6 protein-coding genes are annotated in these 15291 nt (G+C 33.0%); all 6 read right to left on the bottom strand.

Annotation, left to right across the window (positions count from 1 at the left end):
- Positions 1-453 precede the first annotated feature (453 nt).
- The 6 genes from HOG71_01705 to HOG71_01680 all read right to left on the bottom strand — a co-directional run bounded on the left by HOG71_01705 (position 454) and on the right by HOG71_01680 (position 14979).
- Positions 454-1173, bottom strand: a complete 720-nt coding sequence (locus HOG71_01705) for a hypothetical protein (GenBank protein ID MBT5989543.1) — start codon at positions 1171-1173, stop codon at positions 454-456.
- Between the two features lie 447 nt (positions 1174-1620).
- A complete protein-coding gene (locus tag HOG71_01700) occupies positions 1621-5871 on the bottom strand; it encodes a PKD domain-containing protein (protein ID MBT5989542.1) in 4251 nt (1416 codons plus the stop codon).
- 19 nt (positions 5872-5890) lie between these two features.
- Positions 5891-10432, bottom strand: a complete 4542-nt coding sequence (locus tag HOG71_01695; GenBank protein ID MBT5989541.1) for a T9SS type A sorting domain-containing protein — start codon at positions 10430-10432, stop codon at positions 5891-5893.
- A gap of 517 nt (positions 10433-10949) precedes the next feature.
- Positions 10950-11936, bottom strand: coding sequence for a T9SS type A sorting domain-containing protein (locus HOG71_01690; protein MBT5989540.1), 987 nt, complete (start codon positions 11934-11936; stop codon positions 10950-10952).
- Entirely contained in the window at positions 11933-12865 is a 933-nt protein-coding gene (locus HOG71_01685) for a T9SS type A sorting domain-containing protein (protein ID MBT5989539.1), read from the bottom strand. The genes HOG71_01690 and HOG71_01685 overlap by 4 nt, the downstream gene beginning before the upstream one ends.
- Before the next feature lie 8 nt (positions 12866-12873).
- Entirely contained in the window at positions 12874-14979 is a 2106-nt protein-coding gene (locus HOG71_01680) for a T9SS type A sorting domain-containing protein (GenBank protein ID MBT5989538.1), read from the bottom strand.
- Positions 14980-15291 lie beyond the last annotated feature (312 nt).

The raw sequence follows: 15291 nt of genomic DNA, 5'->3' as shown, positions 1-15291 counted from the left end.
TATGTTTCACTACTCGAAATTTACAAACGAATCTCCCCACAACTTAACGAACCGCTGTATACGAGACCCGTACGTACAGTGGTGTGAGAGGTGTACTCCGTCATTTAACGATGGCGGAGCCATCTACTCGATTATGGGCATGTTATTTATATTATTTTTCCAGTTGAGTATAATGCTATTGTTAATATCAATGGAAACAAAATTGCCGTTATCAAGATTCTTTTTCTTGATATTTTTTTTTCAAAGAACAAAATAAGCAATGGTAAAGTTAAACAACCCAAATAGTCAAATATATTTAAAATACTAACTTCATTATCAAATTGATATAAAATGACTTTTGTAATAAGGGTTGTGATCATGACAACTAATATCGTAAGTATAATAAAAAATTGTTTTTTCATATCAAAGAATTTTAAAGTGTATTCTCAAAACTTGAGAATACACTTGATTTAGTTAAGTTGTGCCACATTTCTTCTTATATGCTTTTTTTGCAGCATGATAGGCTGATGTTGCAGCACCACCACCGAGAGCCACAAATGGATTTGCAGTAAACCAAGCGCCAATTAAGGCTCCTTCAATATCTGCATATACCCAATCAGGAGGATCTTTCATGGCATATTCTCCACCTCGATCAGCTGAAATTTCAATCCAAGGTGAGTTGGGATTAAGTTTTTCATTAACCCAATAAGCTGAACTAAAACGAGCAATTGAGTTAATCTGAAAAGCACTTGTTTTTTCTAACTGAACAAGACTACTATTTTGAATAGTTGTATCTATTCCTTTTAAATTTGTTAAAATATTGTTGATATTAGAAACTGTGAGGTTATTAACTTCACTTTTTATAGAATTCCATATTGTTTGAAACTCAGTACTGAATTCTGAGATATCCATAAATAAGTTTCTTCTATCACATGGTCTTGTTACAGCCAAAATACATGCTCCGAAAGCAGTATTTTTTTCTTCAATTGTTGGAGTAATATTAAGTAGTTCAATTACCTTTGGAATTAATAAAGTAGCCGTATCAGTTAACATTGTGGGTGCAGAGTCTAACTCTGGATCGTCACAAATTTCATCAACATTATTTACAAAAAACTCTAAAAGTTCATTGTGAAATTGTCCCATATAATCATCTGGATTAATGGGGTTTTCTGGATTATAAGTTTGCCAACTCATTTTTAGAAAATTTAAATTGTTATGCCTACTTCTGATTTATGGTCTCTTCGGCTTATTTCGACCTTTATTAAGCTATTATTCTCTGAAACATTTCTATGACCTTTCATTTTATTCCGATAAAGTCGGTGCCTTTTGTCAATGTCTGTTTCATTTTCATAATTGCCCATAACGGTGAGTATAAGCGGAGGGCAGGATTTTAGAAACGAAATTTTTCTTTTTAAATCGAATGCTTTTTAGGTTTACTATGCTCATTTTTAATATTTTATGCCTGCATTACGCTTATACATTGTTACCCAACGTAATTTTTTCTTCGAAGCTTGGGGCAGCAATACTCTTTGGCAAGCTTTGGTTTGTGTATGGGCTTGTGAGGCTTGCCAATGTGTATTGCTGCTTTGAGTGGGCTTTTTCCATATTTTTTTGTTTTAACATAGTTTCTCATTAAATGTATTACCTGATTATACTTACTGTTCCATTTATAAAGTCCCTATTACCGGATGTTCCTTTAACCTGAACCTGATAATAATAATCGCCAACTGGGCAAAGAGAGTTATTAAATTTCCCATCCCATGATTTTTCAATGTCATCCGATTCAAAAAGGAGTTGACCCCAACGATCATAAATCATGATTTTGTAATCAATTATGAAAGTGCCTTTTATTTCAAATTCATCATTCAAACCATCGCTATTTGGGCTAAATGCATTGGGAACAAAAACGTTCAGCATTGTTGAAACGCATACGGTATTGGAAAAAGACTCCAACCCATCACCATTCCTGATTGCTTTTATTCTGTAACAAAACTCTGGCTGGTTTAAATCAGTAATGTTGTCTTCAAATTCAATTGTTTCTTTGGATGAATACAGGTCAACAAAATCATTCAAAGATTTATTAAATATTTGAACTTCATATTCATTCACATCTTCTTCCCAATATTGGTAGGCTGTCCATGATAATTTGGTATATTCACTACTTTCATCTGCCTTTAGCAAAATGCTTTTACCAATGTTTGAATATGGGCTTCCATACCCACAACTATCAATTGTTTGAATGCGATAAATGTAAGAGTTGGCTTGAACCTTAACACTTTCATCTAAATATTCTAATGATTTCGTGTCGAACACAGCTAATTCATAAAAGCTGATGCTATCTATTGAACGTTCCAATTTATAGGACATGGGATTTCCCATACTGCTTCCTGACCATTCTACTAAAATTTGATCGTTTTCAGTTACTGTTGCCCGTTCAAGTTTATTTGCATCCACATGGTCATATAAATAGATATTTTTCCTGGATGAATCTCTGCAACCCGAATCGGATTCAACCAGCAATTTTGCTTCATGATAACCGGAGCTTGTAAACAGGTAGGAGGTATTTTCCTGTGTTGAGTTCTTCACAAGATCAAAATACCATTGATAAACAATAATATTTCCAACAGGGATATTGCTCTGGTTGGTAAAATCAACAGGATTGTTTAAACATGGCATTGAGTTCGTAAATCTGGCTTTGGGCATTGGATTAACGAAAATCTTTTGCTGAACAGAATCGTGGCACAGATATTCGCTTGTTGCTTTTAGTTTAATAAGATAATTGCCATATTGTTGAATAGTTAAATTGTTAAATTGTTGACTTGAGCCAAGCAGGCTGTCATTGAGAAACCATCTATAATTTAACCTTCCCGAACTAATGATGGAAATATTGCTGAAATTGAAGTTATTTCCAATTAAGCACTGTGAAGGATTATCTGTGGTAAAAGCTGCTTTGGGTACAGGGTGGATATATATTTTCGATGAATCTGAATGCGTACAGCCTTGATCCGAAACAGTTTTCAGCTTTACATATAAAGTAGTGTCAGGTATTTGATATACATAACCTACAACATTAAAACCTGTCATAATTTCTCTATTGCCCATATCCCAGATTTGGCTGCTAAAACTACCTGAGCTTATTGTTGATTTATTTATAAAGTCAAATTTGTTTTCGTTGAAACACTGGGATGTATCATTGATATCAAAACTTGTTGTAGGAGATGGGAACACGATTATTTGTTTTATTAGCGAATCTAAACAGCCTTCCTCTGATTCCAGCTTAAGTTTAATGCTAAAAATGTTGCTGGAATTAAATGTATGCGTGATGGATTCAGCCGTATAAGTTGATTTATCACTCAACTCCCAGCTTCTTTTAAGCTTGCTGTAACTGAATTGTGTTGTATCTGTACACCTAAAGTGGTTTTCGTTTTCGCATTGGCTTGTATCATTAATGCTAAAGGCTGCTAAAGGCATTGGATGTACATAGGCTTCATTATAGGCTGTATCTTTACATCCAAAGCTGTTTGTTAAGATTAAAGAAAGCTGAAATGTATCAGCTTTTTGATAAATCTTAACAGGGCTTGAATCCTGTGAGTTTGTGTTGTCCCCAAAATCCCATTTGTAAATAAAACTATCCAACTGTTTCGGAACTATCAGGTTGAAAAATTCAAAATGGTTACCTTTCAAACACTGGCTGCTGTCATTTATACCAATTTCTGCTTTTGGTGATTCCAATACCAGCACTTGTTTTGTTACCGAATCCTTGCAGACATTTGAAGAAATGGCAAGTAATTGCACTTCAAAAGTATCGAAAGTGCTGAAGGTTTTTGAGGTGTTGGAATCGGAGGAAAAAGTATTGTCCCCGAAATTCCAATTATACACCAACCCTGACAGGTTCGGGAACGCTGTCAGGTTGATGAAGTGGAATTTGTTTTCATTTAAACATTGGGAACTGTCATTGATTATAAAATCTGCAATAGGAGATTCCAAAACATACACATTTTTTCTTGCAGTATCTTTACAACCGAAACTTGTTTCTTCGATTAATGTAAGCTGAAATGTATCGTAGTATGAATAGCTGTATAAAGCAGTATCGCTGTTTGAACTGCTCCCATCTCCAAAAAACCATGTTTTCGAGCCAACCGGATTGATGGTGTCCATTGGATTGAATAAAACAAAACTGTTTGTATTTAAACATTGCGATGAATCATTTACAGCAATTTCAGCAAATGGCATTGGTCTTACATACACATTCTTTGTAACTGAAGTTTCACAGCCATAAGAGGAGGTTAACGTAAAGCAAACAGGAAAAGTATCTGCTTTATCATAAGACTTTACAGGATTATGCAGGAAAAATTTATTACTGTCTCCAAAATCCCATTCATAGGTCATGCTACCATCTACGGCATAAGAGGTATCATAAAAGTGGAATTCATTTCCTAATAAACATTGGGAATTATCCTGAATTGTGAAATCTGCAAATGCATAATTGCTGATACGGAATTCCCTTTCCAAGGTATCTGTTAAATAATCATGTAACACATAAGCAGTGACTTTGTAAACCCCAGTATCTGCATACACATGTTTGCCAAATTTGCTTTGAGTAAAATTTGTCCACGCATAACTGCTATCCCCAAAATCCCACAAAACACTATCAATTTTGGAAGTTTCCCGCATAGTGAAGCTTGTACTATCGCCAAAGCAGGTGTTTTCTATTTCAATATCCGGCAGGTAAAAGTAGGATTGGAGGAATGTGGGAAGACAATTAATAAAACTTGAAAATGTGAAAACAGTATCCTGATAATTACAAGCTTTACCCTTTACATCAGGATTATTAATTCGAGCTAAAACGCCATTATAAGTAGCGATATAAATTCTTTTGTCAAGTCCTATCTGAAAACCAGTAAACCATATATTACTATTTGAGTTATCAATACGACACAACGATTGTGAAATTACACTATCAATTCCGGAAGACATATCAATTTGGTAAACTCCACCACCCCATAATGTACCGTTTGCATATAAAAAATTTTCATTTGGGGAAAATTCCAACCCCTGTAACTTGTAACCAAAAAAACTACAATCTAAAGATATACAATTGCTTAGACGCCCTGTTTTATTGTCAAAATTAAAAATTTCTATAATTTTATCTTTAGAAATAGCACAGGCAAGTTTATTCCCTGAGGGAGTGAATTTCATTTCTCCAGTTTGATTATCTGTTACTCCCTGATGCACAGTCCCAACAGAACTAATCACTGAATTGGTATCCAGTCCGTTACTTGTTAATTGATAAGCCCTGAATCTGTTAGAATTCCATTCGTGGATCATAATCCATACAGATTTTTTGTTTGCATGAAAGGTTGCAGCCATTTTTTTTGTTAATAAGCCGCTATAAATATGCTGGTCTTTTAAAATTACTTCTCCTTTTCCATTATCCCCTTTCATATCAACTATATGATACCAAAATCCTCCATTATAATGGGGGACAGAAGAAACAGTAAAAACATAATATAAATAAGGGTTGCCCGGTAAGGGTATAATTATTGCACCCTGCATGGCACCACTAAATCCTTTTATTACACCCCCGTTTTTCATTGTGTCATGATTCCTGTTCCAGATTCTTTCACCATCTGTGTAAAACAATAAATTTCCGTTTTTGTCAGAGATTGTTCCACACCCATAACCTGCTTTCATAGAACCATCTGTAATTTTTACAACCTGGTTGCTGTCAAATCTAAGACCTTGTCCTTTTGCAAAGCCGAAGTACCAGTACCTTGCTTCGAGCTGTGCATAAGATGTATTGGAGCAATAGACTAAAGCAACTATAATTAATATGGTACCGATTACTTTTACAGTATAGAATTTATTAATACAAAGGTTACAGGAATTCACCTGTACCCTTTTATACAAATTATTCAAATAATATTTTAACAACTTTAGAATCAATAGTAGATGAATTAAGTTTTAAGTAATAAATCCCTGCCGGTAATTGTTGCCTGTCTATCTGAAGAAAATTTTCCCCTTCAATCAGGCTAAACTCGGAACTGTACACAATTTCACCCAACGTATTGATCAAGTTGAATGTAACATTGCCTTCAGATTCAGAATACCAGAGAACAATAAAATAGCTTTTAACAGGGTTGGGATAAACTATAAACTGGTCTGAAATCAATTCATTAAATATTGAATCAGGTTTGGCTATTTTATAGGATTGGTTGCCAGGATGTTCAAAAGCTCCTATATCAATCTGCCCAACAGTTCTGTAATAATTTCCTCTCAGATCATAAGTGGGTTGAGTAAAACCTGAAATTGTTTGCCCTGCTCCAATACAAGGTGATACAGGTGAAGAAATATTTGAGGGCAAATAATCATATCCTCCATAAGATGTAAATTGAGGATCGTCATCAATATTACCATCGTCATGATTAAAACTACCCCACCAAGTGGAGGTGGTCATATCGCAATTTTGAAATAAATAATTATCTTGAGGTGGATTTCCATCTATAAGAACATCATCAGGGTATATTATATCATTTATAAAAACAGGATTTGCTGTATTGATGGAATATACTCCATCTCCAGAAGTGGCAGTGTTATCTGAGACAGTACAATTGTAAACCTTTGCACTTGCATCATCCATAAAAATACCGCCTCCATCTCCAGTTGCGATATTATTGGCAATAAGGCAATTATGAATGGTGGGTGTACTGCTTGATTTCATAAATATACCCCCACCATCAGAAAAGGCAGTATTGTCATAATAAATAGAATTCAAGTAAATTTCTCCTCCTGAATTAACAAATGATATTCCACCTCCCCATTCAGCATTATTATCATAAATAGTATTATTTCTAATCGTAGGTTCACTCATATATGCACCCGTTCTGGTACAAACATTTATTCCTCCTCCATACCCTAAGGTATTATTATATCCATTATTTGTAGTATTGTTATAAATAGTGTTTAACTCTATAATGGCATTTGAACTGCTAAGTCCAATTCCACCTCCTCCATTAGTTGCAGTGCTTCCCTGTGGAGATATATAATCACTTGTTAAAGTGTTAGAATAAATATTATTGTCATAAATCAAAGGAGCAGGGTTGGGTGTAGAAACATTATCGGCACATATCCAAACTCCTCCACCACCAATAATTGCCTCATTTCCGTATATATTGTTATATTGGATAATAGTTAAAGATTCACCTTTTAAACTAATTCCTCCTCCTTTTATTTTTGCTTTGTTGTTATATATATCAGAATTCTGAATTACAACGTCATCTGGGCAATCGAAGCATAAAATACCACCTCCATGGGAGGCAACCTGATTATCATGGATTTTACAGTAATCAAAATCTATATCAGTAGTACTATTTGAATAAATAAAGATTCCTCCTGAATAACTTGGGTTTCTTGCTGTTTGAACTGTTGGTGTCAAAGTTTTTTTAACGTAGGATATATCACAATATTCAAAGGAAGATGTACCCCCATAAGAAGTACTGGCGTCTCCAAACCTTATTCCTCCCCAACCATCATCTGGGTCGGTTGCGGTAAATGTTATGTAATTTGAATGAGTAGGATCTTCTGCGGTTAATGTTCCTTCAACATCAAGTTTTATCCCCTGGTCAAATACAATTGTAGTTCCTGAATTAACAGTTAGAGTACTGCATGATGGAACTTTGATATTACAGGAAATGTAGTAATCAACACCAGAGATATTATGATTCGTCCATGTTTCCGTGGACAGGTCTCCACAATCAACTTTTGCAAACTGGGTTTCATAGGCACCGATATCAATTTTATTTTTATAATCTTGTATCCTATCGTTTCCATCCAGATCATCATCGTCATGTGTAACAGTATTATTACCTTCATCTATACAGGAAGAAGTATAGGTAATGTGATAATCACCATTCCCAACAAATTGAGGGCTGCTTATCACACAAGAAGAACAATTAGGTATTGGTGTGGTTGAATTTTCAATACAGCATTCTGAATATCCATTATTCCCATTTGGAGCAGGATAAGTTTGATTATAAGTACTATTAAATGCATCGTTTCCCCAAATAATATTATTTTTTGAAGTGAAAGAAGTTGTAGAACCCTGATAAATTCCTCCACCACTACCTCCATTGGCAGTATTATCTGCAATCGTGCAATTGAAAATACTTATTTGTGTACTGTTACCTGTATATAATCCGCCACCGTTTAAATTAGCAAAGTTGTTGTCAATTAAATTGTTATAAAAGTCAAATGCACTCGTACTTAGATTATAGACACCCCCTCCATTGGTTGTACATTCATTATCCTCAATTATATTCAGATATATGTCTGGTGCTCCTGAGTATATTGCTATACCTCCACCGGCTCTGTTTGCAGAGTTTTCATATATTTCATTGTTATAGATAGCTGGATCTGAATCGTTTCCTATGAAAATTCCACCTCCACAATCACAAACATCATTGTCGTGTATTTCACAGTATGAAATTGTTACAGCATCAGAATTGTCAATGAATATTGCCCCTGCATAATTTGAATCATAATAGGCACAATATCCTGTGCTTGGTTTATAAACACCTGTAATTTCAGAATTGGTTATAGTGGAAGCACCTGGAGTTGTTGTATTTAAATCCAAAAACCTGATGCCTCTCCATGTGTTACCCTGTGTCGCATCAAATTTTGCCCCATTTGCATTCAAGATACCTCTGACATTAAATTTATAAGCTCCGTTAAATGCTATCTCTGTCCCTGAGTTTATTGTTATTGTTTTGTTATAAGGAATTTCAATATTGCAATTTACTACATAATCAATACCGTTTGGGTTATGATTAGTCCATGTTGCGCTATTAAGCTGTCCACAAGCAATATGTCGCATTGGGTCTTCATAAGCTCCAATATCAATATAATGATCTAATACCCTTGTTTTTCCATCAAGATCAAAATTTGTCTGTATTGCATTGTTGTCACCTGCATTGTTACACGATGTGCTATATGATAAATTATAATCTCCACTTCCAACAAAATCAGGGTCGGAAGAAACGCAAGTAGCACAATTTGTAAAAGAAGGAGTACAGCAATAGGAATAACCATTATTGCCATCAGGGGATGGGAATGCGTCATTACTTGTTCCTGCAGTATTTGAGTATATTATTGTATTGGTAATGGTTGAAGTACAGCCATTATGAAAAACACCTCCTCCTGTACCTGAATTTGCATTATTATCTGCTATTGTATTGCTATAGGAATTAAAAGTATTGTTGGTATAGATTCCTCCGCCATCACCTCCAGTTGTATTCCCGGTTATCTGGCAATTAAGAATTACATTTGGATTACCACTTGAATGCTGCCCTTCAATAAAAATTCCCCCTCCATTTCCATTTGCTGAATTAGTATAAATTTTCCCAAGTTTAACATTAACCCAGCTTTCAGATAATACCATTCCTCCTCCAAAGTTTGTTGCTTCATTTGATTCCAAATCATTGAGCCTGAATATATCAATCTTCGATTCAGAGATATAAATTGCCCCTCCGTTCTCAGCGTCATTCTGCCGGAAAAAATTATCGTGAATATAATCAATATCAGAAGATACTATATAAACGCCTCCTCCATCACCAGTAGCAACATTTTGAGTGAAATCATTATTTGACAAAAGATAGAAACCTGAGCTTATCATATTTGAAAAATATGCACCCGCACCATCAACAGCTTCATTTAAAGTAAATTCATTTAAGGATAGCCTTATTTCATCACCACAATTTTTTACATAAATACCTCCTCCATTAACAGATGCTATATTTTCTGTAAAACCAGAACCTGTGATATAGCTTTCATCATCTGCATCATCTATATAAATTCCCCCTCCGTAATGCTCTACTTCATTATCATGAAAAGTACAAGCTGAGACAAAAACACCACTTGAAATGGCTGCAATCCCCCCACCGGAGCATACGTCATTATCACGGAATATGCAGTTAGAAAAGCTTACATCACTTGAATTGTTCAGATAAACTGCCCCACATGATGCAAAGTCAGTGCTACATCCACCTGCCGGACTTTTAGATACAAATTCGAAAATACAGTAACTGAATGAGTTGGTATTGCTGTTACCTGAGATGTTAATCCCACTCCAAATTGTAGCAGGTGATACAATTGTAAATGTTACTTGATTTCCATCAGTTCCTGATACAGTAAGTGTACCCCCAGACTGAACTGTAAGAGAAAAATCACCTTGAAATTGTACCACAACACCTGCATCAATGGTTAAGGAATTTCCATTAGAAATATAAATATCACCTGTAATTGTATAAGGTGAACCATTGATATTAGGATCCATTGGATCATCATCAAAAGTCCATGTTCCACTTACACTCCCCGACATTGTTGATTGTGAATACATCAATATTGAAAATTGCATAAATATCGCAACAATCATTAGTTTCCTTAGAATCTTTTCCATAATGTTTTTATTTTAGATTGTTAATCATTATGTTTCGGTTCAATAAAATGATTTTGTTTAAAATTCTTAGTATCCAAAAGATACAAAAAGTAACCATTATATTTTAAATTTTATTTGTTTACTCATATTTCTCTTTAAACTTTCAGATTAAACTTGTAATGTCCCTGAAACAAATGTGTTGCAAATTTTGGTTTTGGGATTTGCGTTGGGAATTTGCAACTCTTTTGTTTGTCAAAATCAGCTTGTTTCTATTCATTTTCTTTTTTTCATTATGTTGGGTAACGGTGAGTATAAGCGTAGGGCAGGATTTTAGAAACGAAATTTTTCTTAATAAATTGAATGCTTTTTAGTTTTACTATGCTCATTTTTAATAATTTATACCTGCATTACGCTTATACATTGTTACCCAATGTAATTTTTTCTTCGAAGCTTGGGGCAGCAATACTCTTTGGCAGGTTTTGGCTGTGGTTGGGCTTGTGCGGCCTGCCAATGTGTAGTGGTGCTTTGCATTGAATTTCTATAATTTTATTAATTTCAAATATTCTGTTTTAATTCCTTGTCTAAATTTTAAGATATAGATACCTGATTTTACATGATTTAAATTAACTATTTCAAAATCAGAATTTATATTCTCTTTTGAGATAATAGTCTGGCCATTCGAATTGATTATTGAATAGCTAAACATTAAGTCTCTATTTTTTGAAAGTATTGTTAACTTATCTTTGACAGGATTAGGATAAATATTTACTAAATCAAATTCCTGATTTTCGATAAAACATGGACAATCAATACCTGTTTTGAAAAGACCTATTTTGTCATCTTTATAGCAAATCAAGGGGCCTCCAACAGGATACATTGTACAATTATCTAATGGGAAAAAATACTCTGTACTACCAATATTTTTAATTACCATATCCCCCCAGCTATAACACGGATTATCAGAATTGTATTTACATTTAAAAAGGTTTGCCCCATTTATAACAATTGTTCCTGTATCTGACATATAGAATTGTCCTAATGGCTTAAAAACTTGTGTCACTACAGGTGCTGACCATCTCCAACCATCACCTGTTGATAAAATTTGATTGTAAAAGAAATAAAAAGTGTTATACGATAATTTATAGTTTTTGTGTATATAAATAAAAATCTGACCGTCAAAATAATTCGTAATTTTGGGATTGTTTGGATGATCATTTATATAAAAATAAAACACAGAATCAAAAACAACATTTTGGTCTTTATCCAAATATTGGAATAATAATGAACGAAGTTTTACTGTGTGTACACTTCCATAATAGTTGCTATCTGTATAAAGAAAATCCTTATAATAGTTAACTTTTATATATTTGACAGTAGTATCAAAACCAGTATTTAGATAATACCATGTTGCACCTTCAACTGGCCAGCCTCCTTTAAAATCTAAAGTGTCATTTTCAATTAATTGACTGTAAGAATGATAGCAAAATACCAAACTTATAATTGATAATATTATTTTTTTCTTCATTGACTTCTAATTAGTTTTTGAATGCTGGTACCTGATGAAGTAATTATTTTTAAAATAAATAAATTCCCCTGAAAATCATTCAAATTAATATGAGTGGAAATTTCATTGCCGCTTTTACTGAGTAATTCCCTGCCATTAATATCAAATAATTTGTACTCTATCAAATATGTGTTTTCAGGAATTTGAAATTTCACAAATGAGGAACTTGGATTTGGGTACACAATCACTGCTGCTTTACTATATTCTTGTTTGTAATTTATTCCGAGTCCTATTTTTTCACATATACATTTTTCTTCAATTCCGGTATTGAATACACCTAATGTGCTGTCAAAGTAGCAACTTAATTTTCCTGCATATCCAAAAGAATTGCATGTGTCATAAAATAAAAAATAATTCAAACTTCCAATTTTTTCGTAATAGTAATCCCTGTATTTGAAGCAAGTATTTCCCATTATATAGTGATAGAATTTTTTGAATTCGTTGCCATTAATTAGTTCAGATCCTTTGGGAATAAAAGCTACAGAATAACTAACATCTAAAACAGTATCTTTATATAAGTATTCTGTGGTTGTTTCATTAACATTTTTATATAATGGGAAGAAACGTGCACCATTATATGCGTAAAACCCCCATCTATAAATATCTTTACCTCCATTCCCTGAAATAGCAACAAAAGAACTATCCCCAAGAAAATTTAAATTTGAATCTAAATACTGTAAGCGCATTAATTTTGCAACCATAACGGAATCATGATACTGTACTATAGTGTCATAATCTGCGTACATTTTTATATATTTACAATTTATGTCAGTACCATTATTTACATAATACCATACTGCACCCTGTGATGGCCAAGATTGGTTTTGTCCTATTGTTTCAATTGAAATAAACAGAAACACTGTTAATATTATATAATTGTATGTTTTCATAACTTATATTATTTATTTAAAACAATTTTACTTGTTGTAATGAATTGGTTGTTAATTACTACTTTCAAAACATAAATAGAATTATTCAAATTTTCTAAATTCATAATGAGAATATTTTCATTTTCTGTCTTGTCAATTTCAAAATTCACTAATTTACCATTTAAATCATAAAGATAGAAATTGGCATTATTAATTTTACTATTAAATAATCCTTCAATTTCAATTATTACAAAATCTTTTGTGGGATTTGGATACAATGTTAAATCAAAATTGTTAACAATCTTTTCATCGACTTTTAATGGTATTTCATCAAATTCATCCTCAAAATCATCATCTGTAAGTTCAATATTGTTATCAGATACGGTCAAATCTTCATTTATAGGAAATGTTGTTGTCCAGTTTATTCCATCAGGTATATCGCCAAATTGATTACAATATGATGAAAATGGGCATTCATTATCATTTGTTGATGTTTGATTTGTATGAAAGAACTGAGGAGCATATTCTTTAAGACAAGTTGGTTCCTGATTTGGTAGATTGGCATCATAATAATACTCAATGTCATTATCACTGTCAAAATACATTAAAACATGCCCAGATTCTATTTTTGGGACACAATATGTACCCGTTGGTGAATAATGAGGAGAAAACTCATTTGAGGCTGAAAAATCATTATCACCTTGTTGTTTTAAATTTGATGGATAATCTGTTGGGAATCCGTATTGATCTTCTTCTAGATTTCTAACATACCAATCATAATGGTTTTCACATGTTGCAAAATCACCACTTTGATCAACATATATTAACGGTACTAAGTCGTAATGATTACACCAAATATCTAATTCGTAATTTTTACCTTGGATATAATTACCATATGCATAAGGACCGCATAATGAAAAGCTGGAAAAATGAGATGATATATTGTTGTGGTATATTCTTGATCTTGAATCGCCCAAATCACTGGTATTTGCAGTGTATATCCCTATATGATGGCTTGATGCTGGAATATTTTCAGATGTTTCCCAATTAATTTCATTATCTGAAATATCAGCATTTTCACAATTGTAAACGCCAATATCTATATGCTTACCATATTGACACCCATACTCATTTCCATTGTCATAGTTATCATCTGTATAAAACTCGTTTCTGTTAATAAATACATTGTCATCATAGTGATGTCCAATTGAAACTATATTATTTTCAAATCTACATCCAGTTATTGCAGTTCTTAATTGCGCCCTATTCCAGCATTGGTTAAGTATTCCAACTGAAAGGTTGTTAAATTCATTCATAGAACCAGTGCATTTGATGCAACCGGGATCGTCTTGAACAGGTTGATAACAAGGAAATCCCCTTTTGAAAATAATTGAGGAACTTAAAATATATACGCCTATACCTCTTTTTTCTTGCAGATTTGATGAAGTACCATTATTAATAAAATCTAACTTTGATAATGTATTTGAAAATACATTTCCACCAGCAAAATAAATTCCTTGATTTCCAATAATTTTAATGTGTGTATCAAATGTTCCATTAAAAGATGCTGCAAATGATGACCATGTGAAGTTGCAGTCTTTAAAATAACTTTGGTTTGGTATTTTGTCATAGATTGCAAATGAAACAGATACTTTACAATTTACGAAATCTACATTACTTGCCCTTAGAATTCCACCACCATGATAATGGATATTGTTTATAATTTCACCAACAGAAACTCCTATGTTTGCTTTTTCAATAGTTGAGTTTTGCATCATCAACTGCCCCTGTTGTGGATTAAGGCTGTTACCTGAAACATGACTTACTGTTGGAATTCCCCTTAATATAATTCCTTGCCAAAAATTAATACCTGATGCCGTCAATGTGCTTCCATTAAAAACATTCAATTTACATCCAGGTTCAATTGTAATAGTCTTTGCAGCATCAATACTAATTTGAGCGTTATCGAAAGTAATTTCTGCACCATTTTGTATATACACATCGGAATTAATAATGCAATTTCCAGAATATGTAATTGATGAAGTCAAGTTTGCAGGAATTACTGTCTGTCCAAAGAGAAAATTATTGCAGATAAAAACTATCGCAATAAGGATTAGTAATAATTTTCTGTTCATGATTTTATTCTTTTAAAGTGTTATAAATTATTGATTATCTGTTTATATTTAAATTTTCTATGCTCCTAAAACAAATGTGTTGCAAATTTTGCTTCGGGTATTTGCGTTGGGAATTTGCAACTCTTTTGTTTATCAATATCAGCTTGTTTATATTCATTTTCTTTTTTCATTATGTTCGTTAAGGCACATAGTTTACACAAGTTAAAGATTAGACTTTACACTAAATTAGTTTCTAACCTTACTGATTGTTCCTTAGTTCTTAATTCATTTTCATTAAAATATCCTAAAAATACATTTCTATAAAATACTCTC

This window comes from Bacteroidota bacterium (assembly GCA_018698135.1).
In the GTDB taxonomy this organism is placed as follows: domain Bacteria; phylum Bacteroidota; class Bacteroidia; order CAILMK01; family JAAYUY01; genus JABINZ01.
The sequence above is the reverse complement of the archived record's forward strand: the minus strand, read 5'-3'. Positions and strand labels throughout refer to the sequence as shown.